Origin of the sequence: Corallococcus terminator (assembly GCF_049194865.1) — a bacterium.
Classification (GTDB): Bacteria; Myxococcota; Myxococcia; order Myxococcales; family Myxococcaceae; genus Myxococcus; species Myxococcus terminator_A.
The window spans coordinates 19,012-39,801 of the sequence record NZ_JBLZWL010000116.1 but is presented as its reverse complement, the minus strand read 5'-3'; the positions used below and the strand labels follow the sequence as shown (position 1 = coordinate 39,801).

Annotated in this window: 3 protein-coding genes; 1 reads left to right on the top strand and 2 read right to left on the bottom strand. The window is 70.4% G+C overall.

Annotated features, from left to right (window positions below; genetic code table 11):
* Window positions 1-12 precede the first annotated feature (12 nt).
* Window positions 13-18,714 (top strand): non-ribosomal peptide synthetase, encoded by an 18,702-nt coding sequence (locus ACN469_RS34595; RefSeq protein ID WP_498775080.1) that lies wholly within the window; start codon window positions 13-15, stop codon window positions 18,712-18,714.
* On the opposite strand, the gene ACN469_RS34590 is transcribed toward ACN469_RS34595, so the two are convergent.
* Entirely contained in the window at window positions 18,680-19,483 is an 804-nt protein-coding gene (locus tag ACN469_RS34590; protein WP_498775078.1) for an outer membrane lipoprotein-sorting protein, read from the bottom strand. The genes ACN469_RS34595 and ACN469_RS34590 overlap by 35 nt on opposite strands.
* Window positions 19,483-20,787 carry an ABC transporter permease gene (locus ACN469_RS34585; RefSeq protein ID WP_498775076.1) on the bottom strand — a complete coding sequence of 435 codons (1,305 nt, stop codon included), beginning with the start codon at window positions 20,785-20,787 and terminating at the stop codon, window positions 19,483-19,485. The genes ACN469_RS34590 and ACN469_RS34585 overlap by 1 nt, the downstream gene beginning before the upstream one ends.
* Between the last annotated feature and the right edge of the window lie 3 nt (window positions 20,788-20,790).

Below are 20,790 nucleotides of genomic sequence, written 5' to 3'. Positions count from 1 at the left end.
GCCCTACCCCCCATGACAGCTCCCGACGATTCCGCCCCGGCCTCCCCCAGCCAGCAAGGACGGAAGGTTCCCCCTGTCGACTCCGTCGCCGCGCCCGGAGCCCCACTGCTCGAGCACGCTCCCGCGCGCGAGCCCGGACCGCGCCCCGTCCTCTCCGACGAGGAGCGCCAGCGGGTGCTCTTCACCTTCAACACCTCCGAGCGGGAGTTCGAGGGCGGCGACACGGTGGTGGCCTGCTTCGAGCAGCAGGTGGACCGTGCGCCCGACGCGACGGCGCTCGACTTCGAGGGCACGCGGCTGACGTACCGGGAGCTGGATGAGCGCGCCAACCGGCTCGCGCGTCACCTTCGCTCGCTGAGCGTGGGGCCGGAGACGCGCGTGGCGCTGTGCGCGGAGCGCTCGGTGGAGCAGGTGGTGGGGATGCTGGGCATCCTCAAGGCGGGAGGCGCGTTCGTTCCGTTGGACCCGGCGCATCCCCCCGAGCGCCAGGGCTTCATGCTCTCCGACAGCGGTGCGCCGGTGGTGCTCGCGCATCAGCGGGTGATGGACGAGCTGCCGCTGCGGGGCGAGATGCTGGTGGAGCTGGAGGGCCCCCAGCCGGCGTATGCGCACCTGCCCGTGGGGCGGCTGGACGCGGTGGCCACGCCGGAGCACCTCGCGTACGTCATCTATACGTCCGGCTCCACGGGGCGCCCCAAGGGTGTCCTGGTGCCGCACGCGGGCCTGCGCAATACGGCCTTGGCCGCGGTCCAGGCGCATGGCTTCCGGCCAGAGGACCGGGTGCTCCAGTTCGCGTCGATGACCTTCGATGCCTCCGTGTGCGAGGTCTTCGCCACGCTGCTCGCGGGCGCGACGCTGGTGCTCGCGCCCCAGGAGCGGCTGCTCCCCGACGCGCCGCTGCGTTCGCTGCTGCGTGAGCGCGCCGTCACCGCCGTCACCCTCACGCCGTCCGTGCTCGCGCAGCTGGAGACCGAGGGACTGGAGGGGTTGCGCACCGTCATCTCCGCGGGCGAGGCCCTGCCCATCGCCGTGGCCGAGCGCTGGGGCGAGGGGCGTCGGATGCTCAACGCCTACGGCCCGACGGAGGTCACCGTCTGTGCCGCCATCACTCCGCACGCGGTGGTACCGGGCGCCATCACCCTGGGCACGCCGTGGCCCAACACGCGGCTCTACGTACTGGACGAAGCGCTGGAGCCGCTGCCCCCCGGAGTGGCCGGAGAGCTGTATGTCGGCGGCGTGGGCGTGGCCCGTGGCTACCTGGGCCGTCCGGACCTGACGGCGGAGCGCTTCCTGCCCCATCCCTTCAGCCACACCCCAGGCGCGCGACTGTACCGCACGGGAGACCTGGCGCGGTGGACGACGGACGGAGAGCTCGAATACCTGGGCCGCGCCGACTCCCAGGTGAAGGTGCGAGGCATGCGCGTGGAGCCGGGTGAAGTCGAAGCCCTGCTCGCGCGCCACCCCGAGGTCCGCGAAGTCGCGGTGCTCGCGCGCGAGGTGACGGCGGGAGAGCTGTCGCTGGTGGCCTTCATCGTCCCGGACGGGAGCCTGGATGCGGCCCGCGTCAACACGGCCCTGCGTGCGTGGTTGCGCCAGCAGCTCCCCGAGCACCTGGTGCCTTCCGTCCTCATGACGCTCTCCCATTTGCCCCTGACGACCTCGGGGAAGGTGGACCGGCGGGCGCTGGGGGTGATGCCGCTCGAGCGCGGTGATGCGTCGGGCGCCCTCCCCGGAGGCGAGCCTCGCGGGGAGCTGGAGATGCTGCTCGCGGGCCTGTTCCAGCAGATGCTGGGTGTGGAGAAGGTGGGGCGGGACAGCGACTTCTTCGAGCTGGGTGGACACTCGTTGAGCGCGGCGCGACTGCTGGCGCGCGTGCAGCACGCGGTAGGGGTGGAGCTGCCGCTGAGCGCGCTGTTCTCCCACGCCACCGTGGCCTCCCTGGCGCGCGCACTGGGGCCCAAGGCCGCGTCGCTCGGAGCGCCCCTGGCGGGCCCCACGCAGCTTCCCGTCGACGCCGTCCCGATGCCGTCCCTGGCGCAGGAGCGGCTGTGGTTCCTCCAGCAGCTTCAGCCCGACTCGGCGGCGTACCTCGTCGTCGACGCGCTGGAGTTCCGGGGCGTGCTGAGCGTGCCCGCGATGGAGGCCACGCTGCGCCGGATGGTGGAGCGCCATGCTGCGCTCCGCGTCACCTTCACGCCCGTCGAGGGCAGCCCGCGCCTGCGCACCCACGCGGTGCGCGAGCCCGTGCTCACGGTGGAAGATTTGTCACGGCTCCCGCGCGAGGCGGGGACACCGGAGGCAGTGCTCCAGCGTCGACTGAGTGAAGAAGCCGCGCGCCCGCTCTCGTTGGAAGACGGGCCGCTGTACCGGTTCCGCTTGTTCCGCGCCGGCCCCGAGCAGCACGTGTTGCTCCTGGTGCTTCACCACCTGGTGGTGGATGGCCTGTCCATGGGCATCCTCCTGAATGAGCTGGCGCGGACGTACTCCGCCCTCCAGGACGGCCGTGAGCCCGTGCTGACTCCCGTGGCCATGACCTACGCGGATGTCTCCGCGTGGCAGCGCACGCCCGAAGTGCGCGCGCGTGAGGACATCCACCTCGACTACTGGAAGCGACAGCTCGCCGGTGCACCGGCGATGCTCATGCTCCCCACCGACAAGCCTCGTCCGCCTGTCCTCTCCGACCGGGGCGCGTACTCGCGTCGCCACGTGCTGCCTCGCGAGGTCCGCCAGCGCCTGGAAGCCCTGTGCCGGCATCACCAGGTGACGCCGTTCATGGCGCTCTATGCCGTCTTCGCCACCCTGCTCCACCGCTACTCCGGTGAGCAGGAGCTGTGCATCGGCACGCCGGTCTCCGGCCGCAGCCACGAGTCCACCGAGGACATCGTCGGGCTCTTCATCAACACAGTCGTACTGCGCACCCACCTGTTGCCAGCCGCGCCCTTCTCCATGCTGCTGGCGCACGTCTGGGCGACGTCACTGGAGACGTTCAGCCACCAGCACGCGCCCTTCGAGCGGGTCGTCGATGCGCTCCACGTCGAGCGCAGCCTGAGTCATGCGCCGCTGTTCCAGGTGATGTTCGACCTGCGCCGCGTCGACTCGCCTCTCTCCTTCTCCGGCCTGGCCTCCCAGCACGTCTTCGTCGACAACGGCACCAGCCAGCTCGACCTCGCGCTCACCGCCACCGAGCTGCCTGACTCCTCCCTCCAGCTCTTCTTCCAGTTCCGCACGGACCTGTTCGAGCACGCCTCCGTCGAGCGGATGCTGTCCCACTTCGTCCTCTTGCTGGAGCAGGCCCTCGCCGCGCCCCAGCTCCCTCTCTCCGAGCTCTCGCTCCTCGACGCCGACGAGCGACGACGCGTCCTCCTCGACTTCAACGCCACCGACCGGGCTTTCGACTCCGACGGCACTGTCGCTTCGCTTCTTGAAGCCGCTTTCGCTCGCACCCCTGACGCCGTCGCGCTGGTGGCCCCCGACGCCACGCTCACCTTCGCGCAGCTTCACGCGCGGGCCTCGCGGCTCGCATCCCACCTCGCCGCGTTGGGGGCTCGTCCCGAGGCCGTCGTCGGCGTCTGCGTCGAGCGCTCCTCCGAGGCCGTCGTCTCGCTGCTCGCCGTCCACCTCACCGGCGCCGCATGCCTTCCGCTGGAGCCAGCGCATCCGCCTGCGCGCCGAGCGCTGCTGCTTCAGCAGTCCCGTGCATCCCTCGTCGTCTCCACGCCTTCGCTGTTTGAGGGCGTTCAGATCGACGCGGTGCTCGTGCAACCTCAGGATGCCCTGCGACCCGATGCGGCGCTCGCGCGGCCCTCACGCGCGCATCCGGACAACCTAGCGTACATCCTCTACACCTCGGGCTCCACCGGCCTGCCCAAGGGCGTCCTCTCCACCCAGCAGAACGTCGTCCACTGCTTCGACGCCTTCGACTCCCTCTACTCCACCGCCCCCGGCCACACCTGGGCCGCCTCCGGCAGCCTCTCCTTCGACATCCACCAGGAGGAGATTCTCTTCAGCCTCTCTCGCGGTGCTCGCGTCATCCTCCGCGACGTCGGCCCTCTCGGCCTCTCTGGCGACATCCTCCGCCACCGCGTCTCCCACGTCGTCATCACCCCCTCCTCCCTCGCCACCGCTCTCGAGGAGCCCGGTGCCTTCGACGCCTTCCGCTCCCTCTCCGTCCTCGTCACCGGCGGCGAAGTCCTCCCTGACTCTCTCGTCCAATCCCTCGCGCTGACTTCCACCCGCCTCGTCAACACCTACGGGCCCACTGAAGCCAGCATCAACGTCGCCGCCGAAATCTCCCTCCCCCACCGTCCCGTACGCCTCGGCCGCCCTCTTCCTCGCTGCCGCCTCTACGTCCTCGACGACTCCCTCCAGCCCCTCCCCCCGGGCGTCCCCGGCAACCTCTTCATCGGCGGCATCTGCCTCGCCCGCGGCTACCACTCCCTTCCTCACCTCACCGCCCAGCGCTTCATCCCCGACGCCTTCTCTTCCTCCCCCGGCTCTCGCCTCTACGACACTGGCGACAGGGCCCGCTGGAATGACGACGGCTCCCTCTCCTTCCTCGGCCGCTCCGACTTCCAGCTCAAACTCCGCGGCGTCCGCGTCGAAGTCGAAGAAATCGAAGCCGCACTCCTTCGCCTCCACGGCGTCCGTCAGGCCGCTGTCCTCCCCTTCCGCCCCTCCCGCGACACCTTCCTCGTCGCCTTCCTCGTCCTCGACGACTCCGCACCTTCTCTCCCCTCTCTTCGCGACGCGCTGGCTTCCTCTCTCCCAGAAGCCCTCGTCCCCTCTCGCTTCCTCTCCCTCCCTTCCCTTCCCTTCACCACCAGCGGCAAGGTCGACAGGACGGCCCTCTCCTCATTCGACATCTCCTCCGCTGTCGCAGCCGAGTCCTCTTCCGACTCCGCTCCTCGTGGCCAGGCAGAGGCCCTCCTCTCCCAACTCTTCGCTGACGTCCTCTCCCTCTCCGTCGTCCCTCGCGACGCTGACTTCTTCTCCCTCGGCGGCCACTCCCTCTCCGCCACCCGTCTCGTCTCTCGCATCCGTCTCGCCTTCGGCGTCGAGCTTCCTCTCGCCGCCCTCTTCGCTTCTCCTTCCGTCGCCGGGCTCGCCGCCTCACTCGCCCAGCACCACGCTCCTTCTCTTCCTCTCCCCAACCCCTCTCCTTCCTCACTCCCTCCTCGCGCCTCCTTCGCTCAGGAGCGCCTCTGGTTCCTCCACCAGCTCCAGCCGGACTCCGCCGCGTATGTGATTCCGGAAGCGCTCGAGCTGACGGGCGCGCTGGACACCGAGGCACTGGCAGCCGCGCTGCGGCTGTTGCCGGAGCGGCACTCGTCCCTTCGCGTCGTCTTCGGCTCGTCGGAGGGGCAGCCTCGGATGGAGTTCCAGCCCGTGTCCGCGCGCGTGCTCGACGTGGAAGACTTGCGGACGGGTGCTCGGGGTGAAGAGTCGTTGCGTGCGTTGCTCACTCGGCGCCTGGAGGAAGAGAGCGCTCGCCCGTTCTCACTGGAGCACGGGCCGCTCTATCGCTTCCGCCTGTTCAGGCTCGCCGTCGACCAGCATGTGCTGTTGATGGTCATCCACCACATCGTCGTGGACGGCCTGTCCATGGATCGACTCCTGGTGGAGCTGGCACAGGGATACTCGGAGCTGAGTCAGAAGCGGTCTCCGGTGCTGCCCACTCCGCTCCTGTCCTACGCGGATGTCTCCGCGTGGCAGCGCACGCCCGAGGTTCGCGCTCGCGAGGATGTCCACCTCGACTACTGGAAGCAGCAGCTCGCCGAAGTCCCAGCGTTGCTCGCGCTTCCCACCGACAAGCCGCGTCCCCCTGTCCTCACGGACCGGGGCGGCTTCTCACGTCACCACGTCCTGCCCCGGGAAGTCCGCCTGCGCCTGGAGGCCCTGTGCCGACAGCATCAGGTGACGCCGTTCATGGCGCTCTATGCCGTCTTCGCCACCCTGCTCCACCGCTACTCCGGTGAGCGGGAGCTGTGCATCGGCACGCCGGTCTCTGGCCGCACCCTCGCCGCGACCGAAGATGTCGTCGGCCTCTTCCTCAACACGCTGGTCCTGCGTACCCATGTCCCGGCGGGGATGACCTTCGCCGCGCTGCTGGCCCAGGTCCGGAGCACGTCGCTCGACGCCTTCAGCCACCAGGATGTGCCCTTCGAGCGGGTCGTCGATGCACTCCACGTCGAGCGCAGCCTGAGCCACGCGCCGCTGTTCCAGGTGATGTTCGACCTGCGCCGTATCGACTCGCCGCTCGCCTTCTCCGGCCTGTCCTCTCAGCAGGTCTTCGTCGACAACGGCACCAGCCAGCTCGACCTCGCGCTCACCGCCACCGAGCTGCCTGACTCTTCCCTCCAGCTCTACTTCCAGTTCCGCACGGACCTGTTCGAGCACGCCTCCGTCGAGCGGATGCTGTCTCACTTCATCCTCCTGTTGGAGCAGACCCTCTCCGCTCCCCAGCTCCCTCTCTCCGAGCTTTCGCTCCTCGACGCCGACGAGCGACGACGCGTCCTCCTCGACTTCAACGCCACCGACCGTGCCTTCGACTCAGACGGCACTGTCGCTTCTATTCTTGAAGCCGCTTTCACTCGCACTCCCGACGCTGTCGCGCTCGTCGCTCCGGATGCCACGCTCACCTTCGCGCAGCTTCACGCGCGCGCGTCGCGCCTCGCGTTCCATCTCGCCGCGCTCGGGATCCGTCCCGAAGCTGTCGTCGGCGTCTGCGTCGAGCGGTCCTCCGAGGCTGTCGTCTCGCTGCTCGCCGTCCACCTCGCGGGCGCGACGTGCCTCCCACTGGAGCCGTCGCATCCGCCGGCACGCCGCGCACTGCTGCTTCAGCAGTCCCGTGCCTGCCTCGTCATCTCCTCGCCTTCACTGTTCGAGGGCACGCAGCTTGGGATTGTGATCATCGAGCCGGGCGCCGCGCAGCAGCCACATGCCGCGCTGGCCGAGCCTCTGCGCGCGCATCCGGACAACCTAGCGTACATCCTCTACACCTCGGGCTCCACCGGCCTGCCCAAGGGCGTCCTCTCCACCCAGCAGAACGTCGTCCACTGCTTCGACGCCTTCGACTCCCTCTACTCCACCGCCCCCGGCCACACCTGGGCCGCCTCCGGCAGCCTCTCCTTCGACATCCACCAGGAGGAGATTCTCTTCAGCCTCTCCCGGGGTGCTCGCGTCATCCTCCGCGACGTCGGCCCTCTCGGCCTCTCCGGCGACATCCTCCGCCACCGCGTCTCCCACGTCGTCATCACCCCCTCCTCCCTCGCCACCGCTCTCGAGGAGCCCGGTGCCTTCGACGCCTTCCGCTCCCTCTCCGTCCTCGTCACCGGCGGCGAAGTCCTCCCTGACTCTCTCGTCCAGTCTCTCGCCCTGACTTCCACCCGCCTCGTCAACACCTACGGGCCCACTGAAGCCAGCATCAACGTCGCCGCCGAAATCTCCCTCCCCCACCGTCCCGTACGCCTCGGCCGCCCTCTTCCTCGCTGCCGCCTCTACGTCCTCGACGACTCCCTCCAGCCCCTCCCCCCTGGCGTCCCCGGCAACCTCTTCATCGGCGGCATCTGCCTCGCCCGCGGCTACCACTCCCTTCCTCACCTCACCGCCCAGCGCTTCATCCCCGACGCCTTCTCTTCCTCCCCCGGCTCTCGCCTCTACGACACTGGCGACAGGGCCCGCTGGAATGACGACGGCTCCCTCTCCTTCCTCGGCCGCTCCGACTTCCAGCTCAAACTCCGCGGCGTCCGCGTCGAAGTCGAAGAAATCGAAGCCGCACTCCTTCGCCTCCACGGCGTCCGTCAGGCCGCTGTCCTTCCCTTCCGCCCCTCCCGCGACACCTTCCTCGTCGCCTTCCTCGTCCTCGACGACTCCGCCCCCTCTCTCTCCTCTCTTCGCGACGCGCTGGCTTCCTCTCTCCCAGAAGCCCTCGTCCCCTCTCGCTTCCTCTCCCTCCCCTCTCTCCCCTTCACCACCAGCGGCAAGGTCGACAGGACGGCCCTCTCCTCCTTCGACATCTCCTCCGCTGTCGCAGCTGAGTCCTCTTCCGACTCCGCTCCTCGTGGCCAGGCAGAGGCCCTCCTCTCCCAACTCTTCGCCGACGTCCTCTCCCTCTCCGTCGTCCCTCGCGACGCTGACTTCTTCTCCCTCGGCGGCCACTCCCTCTCCGCCACCCGTCTCGTCTCTCGCATCCGTCTCGCCTTCGGCGTCGAGCTTCCTCTCGCCGCCCTCTTCGCTTCTCCTTCCGTCGCCGGGCTCGCCGCCTCACTCGCCCAGCACCACGCTCCTTCTCTTCCTCTCCCCAACCCCTCTCCTTCCTCACTCCCTCCTCGCGCCTCCTTCGCTCAGGAGCGCCTCTGGTTCCTCCACCAGCTCCAGCCGGAGCTGCGCGCCTACAACATCCCCGAGGCCGTGGAGCTGCGCGGCGCACTGGATGTGCTGGCGCTCGATTCCGCGCTGCGGTTGCTCCTGGAGCGCCACCCGGTGCTGCGGACCACGCTCGTCGCTGAGGACGGACGACCGGTTCCTCGACGGGGCTCCATTCCCGTGGAGCTGCTCCACGTCGAAGAGCTGCCCGCGTCGGATGGCGACAGTCCCTTGCTCCACCAGCGGCTGCGCGAAGAAGCGACTCGCCCCATGTCACTGGAGCAGGGGCCGCTCTATCGCTTCCGCCTGTTCCGCCTCGCGCCCGAGCACCATGTCCTCCTGCTCGTGCTGCACCACCTCGTCGTGGACGGGCTCAGCATCGACATCCTCCTGCGCGAGCTGTCCCAGGCCTACGCGGCCCTCGGTCAGCAGCAGGCTCCCGCGCTACCCCGCCCCTCGCTCGACTACGCCGACGTGGCCGCGTGGCAGCACGCGCCCTCGGTCCGGGAACGCGAGGACATCCACCTCGATTACTGGAAGCACCAGCTCGCGGGTGCGCCCGCGTCGCTGTCCCTGCCCACCGACAAGCCCCGTCCTCCAGTCCTCGGTGATGCGGGGGCCTTGAGCCGCTTCCACCGGATGTCTCCCTCGCTGGAGCAGGCGCTCACCCGCGTGTGCCGCGAGCACCACGTCACGCCCTTCATGGTCCTGAGCGCGGCGCTCGCCGCGTTGCTGCATCGGCACTCCGGACAGGACGACGTGTCCGTGGGTACGCCCGTCTCCGGTCGTCCGCACCCCGCGCTGGAAGACGTCGTCGGACTCTTCACCAACACCGTCGTCCTGCGCACTCGCTTCGCCCCCGACACGAGCTTCACCGAGCTGCTCGCGCAGACACGGACCACCGCGCTGGAGGCCTTCACGCACCAGGACGCGCCCTTCGAGCGCATCGTCGATGCGCTCCACGTCGAGCGCAGCCTGGGCCACTCGCCCTTGTTCCAGGTGGGCTTCTTCTGGGACCGCGCGGAGAACACGCTGGCCGACGCCTTCCCGGGCCTCCAGAGTCGCCCCATCGTCGTCGACGGGAAGAACACCCTCTTCGAGCTGGCCCTCACAGTCTCCGAGAGCGACCAGGGCCACGAGCTGTCCTTCCAGTACAGCACCGACCTCTTCGAGGCCCCCACCATCGAGCGGCTGCTGTCCCACTACGTCCACCTGCTCGAAGAGGCGCTGACCACTCCGAGCCGTCAGGTCGAGCACCTCTCGCTCCTCGACACCCACGAGCGCCGACAGGTGCTCCGCGACTTCAACGACACCCGCGAGACCTTCGACACCCGCGCCACGCTCGTGTCGCTCATCGAGGACCAGTCCGCGCGCACGCCCGAGCTGCACGCGCTGACCTTCGATGGACAGCACCTCACCTACGGTGCGCTGGAGACCCGCGCCAATCAGCTCGCGTGGCATCTCCAGTCTCTCGGTGCCGGTCCGGAGGTGCTCATCGGCGTGTGCCTGGAGCGCTCGCTGGACCTCGTCGTCGCGCTGCTCGGCATCCTCAAGTCCGGCGCGGCCTACATGCCCCTGGACCCGGAGCTTCCTCCCGAGCGACTCGCGGGAATGCTCGCGGATGGTGGCGCGCCCGTCGTCCTCACGACCCAGGCCCTCGCGCCTCACCTGCCGCCGCATGCCGGGCACACCGTCCTGCTCGACACCGAGGCACCCCGACTCGCCCGACTTCCGAGCACACGCGTCGCGAGCAGGCCGCATCCGGACGCCCTCGCGTACGTCATCTTCACGTCCGGCAGCACCGGCCGCCCCAAGGGGGCGATGAACGCGCACCGCGCCGTCGTCAATCGCCTGTCGTGGATGCATCAGGTCCACGCGCTCGCGCCCGGTGAGAGCGTGCTGCAGAAGACGCCCACCAGCTTCGACGTCTCCGTCTGGGAGCTCTTCTGGCCCCTCACCGTCGGCGCGCGGCTGGTGCTGGCGCGGCCCGGGGGACACCGCGAGCCCGCCTACCTCGCGCGGCTCCTGTCCGACGAGCGCATCACCGTCGCGCACTTCGTTCCGTCCATGCTCGGCGCCTTCCTGGAGGAGCCCGGCCTGGAGGCCCTGACGGATCTGCGCCGACTGGTCTGCAGTGGCGAGGCCCTGTCCTCGGAGCTGGTGCGACGCGCCCACGAGCGACTCCCCACCACGGAGGTCCACAACCTCTACGGCCCCACCGAAGCAGCGGTGGAGGTGACGCACTGGCACTGCCGCCGAGGCGACGCGCGCTCCAGCACCCCCATCGGTCATCCGGTGGCGAATACGCACCTGCTCGTCCTGGACTCGGCGGGGCACCCCGTCCCCGTGGGTGTGCAGGGTGAGCTGTTCATCGGCGGCGCCCAGGTGGGCCGTGGCTACTGGCGCCGTCCGGAGCTCACCGCCGAGCGCTTCATCCCTGATGCGTTCAGCGACACGCCCGGCGCCACCCTCTATCGCACGGGCGACCTGGCCCGCTGGCGCAATGACGGCGCGCTGGAGTACCTGGGCCGCACCGACTTCCAGGTGAAGGTGCGCGGACAGCGCATCGAGCTGGAGGAGATCGAACTCGCCCTGCGGCGCCTGCCCGCCGTGCGTGACGCCGTCGTCCTGGCCCGCGTGACGTCCCCTGGCGACGCGCGCCTCATCGCCTACGTGGTCGCTCGCGAGGGACTCACGGAAGAGGCCGCGTCACCGCGCGCCGCGCTCAAGGCGGTGCTCCCCGAGGCGATGGTGCCCTCGGCCTTCGTCGTGCTGGCTGCGCTGCCGCTGACGCCCTCCGGCAAGGTGGACCGACGGGCCCTCGCCCAGCTTCCGCTCCCGGACGTCGAGCCCACGAGCGGAGCCGACGGCGCGCCGCCGCAAGGCCCGCTGGAACAACTGCTGGCGAGCTTCTTCCAGCAGCTCCTGGGTGTGGAGAACGTGTCGCGTGACGCGGACTTCTTCGCGCTGGGTGGCCACTCGCTGAGCGCCACACGACTGGTGTCTCGAATCCGTCAGGCCCTGGGCCAGGAGCTGCCCCTCAAGGCCCTCTTCCTGTCGCCCACGGTCGCGGGAATCGCCCGGGCGCTCTCGGAGCTGTCCCCGAGCAGCACCCTGCCGCTGCCCGAGCCCACCCACCGCCCTGACGACACGCTCGCCGTGCCGTCGTTCTCGCAGGAGCGCATGTGGTTCCTCCAGCAGCTCCAGCCCGACTCCGCGTCCTTCTCCGTTCCGGAGGCCACGGAGCTGCACGGCCCGCTGGACGCGGAGGCGCTGGAGTCCGCGCTGTTCTTCCTGCTGGAGCGACACACCGCGCTGCGCTCCACCTTCCTCCCCGCCGAGGGCGGTCCGCGACTGAGCCTCCAGCCCGCGCCTCCGCGCGTACTCGACCGGGAGGACCTCTCACCGGAAGCCGGTGGTGACGAAGTCGCGCTGACCCGACGGCTGAAGGAGGAATCAGAGCGTCCGTTCCGCCTGGACACGGGCCCGCTCTATCGCTTCCACCTGTTCCTGCTCGGACCGGACCACCACGTCCTGCTGCTGGTGTTCCACCACATCGTGGTGGATGGCCTGTCCCTGGACACCTTGCTGCGTGAGCTGGCGGAGGCCTACGCCGCCTCCGTCCAGAACCGCGCGCCGACCCTGCCATCCCTCGCGCTCGACTTCGCGGACGCCGCAGCCTGGCAGCGCACGCCGGCCATGCTCGCGCGACAGGACGTCCACCTGGAGTACTGGCGGCGCAAGCTGGACGGTGCGCCCACCGTGCTGGAGCTGCCCACGGATGTGCCTCGGCACCCCGGGCGCAGTCACGAGGGCGCCTTCACGCGACACCACCCGCTGCCAGCGCCGCTCATCGAGGCCCTGGGCACGCTGTGCCGCGAGCAGCAGGTCACTCCGTTCATGGCGCTGTATGCGGCCTTCACCGCCCTGCTCCACCGGTACACCGGCCAGCAGGACCTGAGCGTGGGCACGCCCGTGTCCGGCCGCGTCCATCCCGCCGTGGAGCCGTTGGTCGGCCTGTTCATCAACACCGTCGCGCTGCGCACCCAGGTGGACCCCGACGCGTCCTTCCTCACCCTGCTGAAGCAGGCGAAGACCACGGCGCTGGAGGCGTTCGCCCACCAGGAAGTGCCCTTCGAGCGCGTGGTGGACGTCCTCCAGGTGGAGCGCAGCCTCTCCCACGCGCCCCTGGTCCAGGCGATGTTCGAGCTGAGCCCCAGCCCGCGCACGCTCGCGGATGCGTTCACCGGACTGAAGACGCGTCCGGTGCAACTCGGCGTGGCCGCCAGCCTCTTCGACCTGATGCTCACCGCCGAGGCCGACGGCGACCACTTCGGCTTCTACCTGGAGTACCCCACCGCGCTGTTCGAGGCAGGAAGCGCGGAGCGGATGGTGGAGCACTATGTGAGCCTGCTCGGCGCCGCGCTGCTCGCGCCCGAGACGCCCATCGGCCGGCTGCCGCTGCTCACCGAGGCCGGGCGTCAGCAAGTGCTCGTCGACTTCAACGACTCCGCGCGCGCTCTCGACGGACACGACACCGTCGTCCGCCGTTTCTCCGAGCAAGCCGCCCGCACGCCCGACGCGGTGGCCCTCTGCTTCGAGGACCAGACGCTGTCGTACCGGGAGCTGCACGAGCGCTCCACCCAGCTCGCCCACTTCCTGCGGGAGCTGGGCGTGGAGCCCGAGGAGCGCGTCGCCCTCTGCCTGGAGCGCTCGCCCGACCTCATCGTGTCCATGCTCGCCGTGCTGAAGGCCGGTGGCGCCTACGTGCCGTTGGACCCCGCGCACCCGCCGGAGCGGCTCGCGCAGCTCCTCGTGGACTCAGGGGCCCGCGTGCTGGTGACGCGTGAGGCGCTGGGGGACTTGTTCTCCAGCGTCGCCATCATGTCCGCGTACGTCGACACCGACGCGGCGGAGATTTCTCGCAAGCCCGTGGAGGGGCTGCCGTTCCTCGCGGACGCGGCCTCGCTCGCGTACGTCATCTTCACCTCGGGCTCCACGGGCAGGCCCAAGGGCGTGCTGCTCACGCACCGGGGCTTGTGCAACACCGCCCTCGCCGCGCTCGACGCCCACGGCCTGCAGCCTGGCCGTCGAGTCCTCCAGTTCGCCTCCACGACGTTCGATGGCTCGGTGTGGGAGATCTTCTCCACGCTGCTCTCCGGCGCCACGCTGGTGCTCGCGCCCCGCGAGCGACTGCTGCCCGACCTGCCGCTGCGCACGCTGCTGCGCGAGCAACGCATCACCGACTGCGCCCTCACCCCGACGGTGCTCGCGCAGCTCGAACCCGTGGGACTCGAAGCGCTCCAGGTCATCGTCTCCGGCGGTGAGCCGCTGTCCGCCGAGGTCGTCCGCCGCTGGGCCCCGGGCCGCGCGCTGCTCAACTCGTATGGCCCCACCGAAGTCACCGTGGCCGCCACCGTCACGCCTCGGCCCGGGTTGGGTCGTCCCTCGGGCGCTACGATGGACGCGAGGACTCGCGTCACGGTGGGCACGCCCTGGCCCAACACCCACCTCTTCGTGCTCGACGAGCGCCTGGAGCCGCTGCCCCCGGGCGTGCCGGGAGAGCTGTACATCGGCGGTGTCGGCCTCGCCCGAGGCTACCTGGAGCGTCCGGACCTGACCGCCGAGCGCTTCATCCCCCATCCCTTCGCGCTGACGCCGGGCGAGCGGCTCTACCGCACCGGAGACCGGGTGCGCTGGCTCGCGGACGGGCAGCTCGAATACCTGGGACGCCTGGACACGCAGCTCAAGGTGCGCGGCGTGCGCGTGGAGCCCGGCGAAATCGAGGCCGTGCTCGCGCTCCATCCTGGAGTGCGCGAGGTCGCCGTGGTGCCTCGCGAGGACGTGGGAGGCGGCACGCGACTGGTGGCGTTCATCGTCTCCACCGACTCCGGCGCGTTCGCCACCGAGCCCCTCCGGGCCTGGCTGCGACAGCGGCTGCCCGAGCACCTGATTCCCTCCGTCTTCGTGTCCGTGGAGGCGTTGCCGCTCACGTCGTCGCGCAAGGTGGACCGCAAGGCCCTGTCCCAGCAGCCGCTGCCCCGACAGGAACTGCCCGCGCTGGGTGACGACGCGCCTCGCGGAGCCACCGAGCAACAGGTGGCGCGCGTCTTCCAGGATGCCCTGGGCGTGGAGCCCATCTCCCGCGGCGGGAACTTCTTCGAACTCGGCGGCCACTCCCTGTCCGCGACGCGAGTCGTGGCCCGACTGCGCCAGACCTTCGGCGTGGAGCTGCCGCTGTCCGCGTTCTTCGCACACCCCACCGTCACCTCGGTGGCGGCGCTCATCGACGCGGCGCCTCGCACGTCACAGGAAGGCCCCACCGTCGTCCCCCGGCCGGAGATACTGCCTCCGTCGCTCGTCCAGGAGCGGCTCTGGTACGCCCTCCAGCTTCCCCAGGCGCCGCCGTATGTCCTCACGCTCGGCCTGCTGCTGGAAGGCGCGCTGGACGCGGACCGGTTCGAGGAGTCCCTCGCGGCCGTGGTGGAGCGCAACGAGACGCTGCGCTCCACGTTCTTCCAGCACGGCGATGCGCTGCGCGTCCGCGTCCAGCCCTCGCGCGCCACGGTCCTCACGCGTGTGGACCTCTCGCACCTGTCCGCCGTGCACGCCCTGGAGACCGCACGCGAGGCCGTGGTGCGGCTGGACCGCGAGCACTTCGACCTGGAGCACGGCCCCCTGTATCGCTTCGAGCTGCTGAAGCTGGACGCGGCGGGCACGCGCCACGCCGTGGTGCTCGCCTTCAGCCACACCGTGAATGACGGCGTGGGCCTGGGCACCTTCGCGGAGGAGCTGGCGACCGCCTGGAACGCCGCGGTCCACGGACGCGCCGTGGCGCTGGCGCCGCTGGAACTCCAGTACACCGACTACGCCGTCTGGCAGCGACAGCCGGAACAACTGCGGCGACTCGAAGACGGGCTGGCGTCTTGGAAGCAGGCCCTGGCGAACGCGCCGCCGCTGCTGGACCTCCCGCTGGACTTCCCGCGCCGCGCTCCCGCGCTCAACGACAACATGCGCGCCGTGGCGGTGTCCCTTTCGGTGGAGCACTCGGACGCCATCCGCTCGCTCGCCCGAAGCGAGGGCGTCTCCTCCTTCAGCGTCCTGCTCGCGCTGACGCAGGCGTGGCTGCACCGGCTCAGCGGACAGGCCCACGTCGTCGTCGCCACGCCGTTCTCCGGCCGGGCCACGCCCCAGGTGGAGAAGCTGCTGGGCTACTTCGCCAACGTGCTCCCGCTCTGCACGGACGTGTCTGGCGCGCCGTCGCTGCGAGGACTGCTCGCCCGCGTGCGGGACGTCGTGGCCCACGCCACCACGCACCAGGAAGTGCCCTTCAAGCGCATCGCGGACACGGTGCAGCCGGATGGAGACCGCTCCGCGCCCCGACTCGCGCAGGCGCTGCTCCAGGCGGAGCGTCCCGGCCTGCCCGAGCTGGAGGGCCTGTCCGTGGCGGAGCTGGACGTCGACGGTGTCATCCCCGCGTATGACGTGGTGGTGAGCGTCACCCTCGGCGATGCGGGCGCGCTGTCGGGCTTCGTCGCCCTGGACGGTGCCCTCTTCACGCCGGAGACCGGAGAGCGCTTCGCTCGCGCCTTCGAGCAGCTGGCCGCCTCCGCCCTGCGCGAGCCGGACGTGTCGCTGCCCCGGCTGTCCATGCTGTCACCGGCCCAGCGCGTGGACGTGCTCGCCGCGCTGGCGGGCCCCTCGCAGGACATCGCGCCGGGCACCTGCATCCACACCCTCTTCGAGGCCCAGGTGCGCCGCACGCCGCACGCGCCCGCCGTCGCGCACGGTGACGTCACCTGGAGCTATGCCCAGCTCAACGCCCGCGCCAACCTGCTGGCCTCGCGCCTGCTCGCGCGGGGACTGGTGCCCGAGGAGCGCGTGGGCGTGGTGATGGAGCCGTCCACGCAGGCCATGGCGGTGCTGCTCGGCATCCTCAAGGCGGGCGGCTCGTACGTGCCGCTGGACGCGGACTGGCCGGAGCCTCGCAAGCGCGACGTGCTGGAGCGCGCCGAGGTGCGCCGGCTGTGGGTGGATGAGAACGTGCTGGCGGCCCACGTGCCGCTCGTCGCGGAGGTGGAGATTCCGCCCCAGCCCGCGTCCGTGACGGATGACCTGGAGCCCGGGCCGCGTCGCGTCCTCGACTCGCAGACGGCGTACATCGTCTTCACCTCCGGCTCCACGGGCGAGCCCAAGGGCGTCATGGTGGAGCACCGCTCCGTGGTGAACCACAACGTCGCCATCGCCAAGCGCTTCCGGCTGGTGGCGGGCGACCGGATGCTCCAGTTCGCGCCGCTCACCTTCGATGCAGCCGCCGAGGACCTGTACCCGCCCCTGGCCGTGGGTGGCACGGTGGTGATGCGCAGCGGGCTCGTCCCCGCGCACACGATGACGCCGTATCTGGAGGAGACGGGCATCACCATCATCAGCCTGCCGCCCACGTACATCGAGGAGTGGATTCGGCAGATGGAGGCGCTCGGCCAGCGCGTGCCCGCGCGATTGAAGCTGCTCGCTCCGGGCGGTGACGTCCTCAAGAAGGAGACGTTCGAGGCCTGGGTGCGCGTGGGCGGCGGACACGCGCCGTGGGTCAACGTCTACGGCCCCACCGAGTGCACCATTACGTCCGCCACCTGCGACATCCCCGGTGAGGAGGGACTGGGCACGGCGGCCACGTTCCCCATCGGCCGGCCCATGCCGCGCGTGTGCTTCTACCTGCTGGACGAGCACCTGGAGCCGGTGCCTCCGGGCCTGCCCGGCCGCGTGTACATCGGCGGGGCGGCGCTGTCGCGCGGCTACCTGCTCGCGCCACACCTCACCTCCGAGCGCTTCCTGCCGGACCCGTTCTCGGCCACGCCCGGCGCGCGCATGTACCACACGGGTGACCTGGCCCGACTGCTGCCGGATGGACGCCTGCGCTTCCTCGGCCGCGCCGACCACCAGGTGAAGATTCGCGGCTTCCGCATCGAGCTGTCTGAGATTGAAAACTGCCTGCGACGCCAGCCCCAGGTGCAGGAAGCTGTCGTCGTCGCGCGGGTGTCCTCCGCGGGCACGACGTCGCTGTGCGCCTATATCCAGGCGCCCGGCGTCACGCGGTCCGACGTGTTCAGGCAGCACGTCGCCTCCCAGCTCCCCGGCTACATGGTGCCCGCCAGCTTCGTGGTGATGGACGCGCTGCCCATCAACGCCAACGGCAAGGTCGACCGGAAGGCGCTGCCGGACCCGGACGCGATGGTGGCTCCGGAGCCTTCCGAGTCCTCCTCCGACTCGAAGCTGGAGACGCCCTTCCGCACCACGCTGGAGATGGTGCTGCAACGGCTGTGGAAGGAGGCGCTGGGACGCACCGACGTGCAGGCCAGCGACGACTTCTTCGCGCTGGGCGGCGACTCCATCCTGGCCATGCGCCTCCTGGCGCGGCTGGAGGAGGAGCTGGGCCTGCCGTTGCCGCTGGCCACCCTCTTCCAGAGCCCTACCCTGGGCGAGTCGGCCGAAGCCATCCTCGCGCTGATGCGCGAAGGCCCCCGGCGCACCAGCGCGGTGCGGCTGGCGAGTCCCCACGTGCCGGAGAACGCGCCGCTCCTGTTCCTCTTCCACGCGGGCGACGGCGAGGTGCACCACTACCGCGACCTGGCACCCCGGCTGGAGCCACACTTCCGCTGCTACGGCATCCAGGCCCCGGAGACGCTGGCGTCGGGCCACGGCCACGCGACGATGGAAGCTCGCGTGGAGGCGTACACCCGGGACATCCGCGCCCTCCAGCCTCACGGACCCTACCGTCTGGTGGGCTTCTCCTACGGCGGCTATCCCGCCCTCGGTGTCGCCGCCGCGCTGGAGGCCCAGGGTGAGACGGTGGAGCTGCTCGGCATGGTGGACACCGCCACGGCCGAGGCCATCCAGGCCGTGGCGCCGTCCTCCAGCGAGGACCCGGTGCTCGTGCTGGCCAGTGAGTTCGGCGTGCGGGACGAGGCGCTGGAGCAGGAGCTGTCCACGATGCCCCGGCCCCAGCAGTGGGAGCACGTGGCCTGGCGCGCCCGCGAGCGCGGCACGGCGGCGCCGCACTTCCGGGGCAGCGACTTCGCTCGCATCTGGCGCGTGCTGGGCGAGGTGCTGACGCCGCAGGCCCGCGCGTGGAGCATCCCCCTGACTCGGGTGCGTCCGCGCCTGCTCACCAGCCGGGCCCTGCGTCAGCAGGTGGGTGACGCGCTCCTGGGTTGGACGCGCCACCTCCCCGCCGAGCACCTGGACGTCGTGGAGCTGGAGGGCGAACACGCCACGGTGCTTCACCCGCCAGAAGTGGACCTCCTGGCGGAACAGCTCCTCAGCGGAAGCGGCCTTCCAACCAGGTCTTCGTGAAGATGTTGGGGCTGAGCGGCGCCAGCTCCACCTCGTCGTAGCGCACGGTGAGCTGGGTGCCCTCGGCCTCTTCCACCTCGAGCACCTCGCGCATCAGGTACACCGGCCGGTTGTCCGCGGCCGGGTCCTTGATTTTCTGGTAGCCGCGAATGATGTCGGTGCGCAGGGTGCGGCCCGAGGGCGCGTAGCCCACGCGCTTGACGATGTTGAAGTCGGGGTCCACCCAGATGCGCAGCTGCGGGAAGGACGCCTCCATGCCCGGCCGCACCTTGAGGAGCAGCTTGCGGAACTTCGTGCCCGCCGCCGCCTCCTCGCCCTCGTCCTGCACCTCGTAGGTCTCCAGCAGGTGCGAGCGGTCGAAGTCCTCCTCGCAGGAGATGGTGTTGACGATGTTGCCCCGCGATGTGGTGCGCTGCCAGTGGCCCACGGACGGGTCGTACTCCCACAGGTTGCGGCCGATGCGCAGGTATCCGCCACCCGCCATGTTGCGCGGCTTGGTGATGTAGATGAGCAGGTCACGCGAGGAGTCGCGGCGGAACACCAACATCTCCAGGAGCGCCTCCGTGCCGTCCTTGCGCTTCTCACGCAGGCGCACCGTGCTCTTGAAGTCGCTCTTGAGCGCCATGCGCTCGTCCACCCGACGAATCACGTCCTCGGCGGACAGGGCGGCCTTCGTCTCCGCCGGCTTCGGGGTCTTCTCCTCGGCCCCGGCCAGAGGGGCGAGCACGACGGCGAGCAGGACGGCGACACGGCGGACAGACGTGAGCATCACAGGGACTCCATGGCGGACCGCGGGGTCAGCGAAGCGGCACGCGCCGCCGGAACGATGGTGGCAAGCCCCGCGCCGACGGTGACGAGCACCACCGACAGCAGGCCCAGGCCCAGGCTGGGCGCCAGGGGCAGCGTGCCACTGAAGAACAGGTTGGAAATCTCACCCTGCAGCGGCACCGCGCCGCGCAGCGCCACACACAGGCTCGAGGCGAACAAGGCCCCCAGCGTCGAGCCCACCAGCCCCAACAGCACTCCCTCCATGAGGAACAGGGCCACCACGCTCCGGCGATGCATGCCCATGGCGCGCAGCGTGCCAATCTCCCGCGTGCGCTCCCGCACCGCGACGCTGAGCGCGACGAACAGCCCTATCACCACCAGCACCAGCACCACCGCGCTCACCAGCACCGCCAGCGCCGCCAGGCCCAGGGTGACGAAGGACAGGAAGGAGGACTCGTCCTCCCACGTGCTGACGTCCAGCCGCTGCCCGCGCCAGCCCTCGCGCAAGAGGGGCATCTGCTTCTCCGCGTAGGACTCGTTCGCGGCGGGGAGCACGTCGAAGCCCGCGCCGCGCAGCGACTCGCGCAGGGTGACGCCCAGCGCGTCCACGTCCACCGGCGTGTCACCGCACACCAACTGCAACACGCCCGCGGAGCCCGGCTTGTAGCCGTCCAGCTCGCGCAGCGTGTCGTTGGAGACGAGCAGGCCCGCGGACTCACCCAAGAGGCCCGCCTTCTCGGTGATGGCCACCACCTCCACGTCCAGCGCGTTGCGGCGACCACCGCCCACCGGCTGCGCGAAGAGGGTGGCGAGGTCGCCCAGCTTCACCTGGAGGCGCTCGGCCAGCGTGGTGGAGATGGCCAGGGTGCGCGGCCGGGTCAGCGACTCCAGGCTGCCGGACGTCACGCGGAAGCGTTCCATCGCACCGCGCTCGCTCACGACGTCCATGCCCACCAGGAAGGAGCCCGTGCGTCGACGACCCGCGCCCGCCAGCGCGAAGCTGCGGCCACGCTCGCGCACGGAGCAGCCCGCCGGGACGTTCGTCGCCAGCACGCTTCGCACCTTCGCCGCGTCGCCCACCACCGGCGCGATGGAGTCCGGGTGCACCTTGAAGAAGCCACCGACATTCAGGTCGCCACTGATGAACGTGGTGATGGCCTCGCGCTGAGCCGCGGCCACTCCGGCCGACAGCGACGACACGGAGACGATGACGCCGCTGGCCGCGGCGGCGATGCCCAGCAGCAGGAGCGCGCGCTCGCGGTGGGCGAAGAGGTTGCGCAGGGCGAGTTGGATGAGGGAGAGCATGGG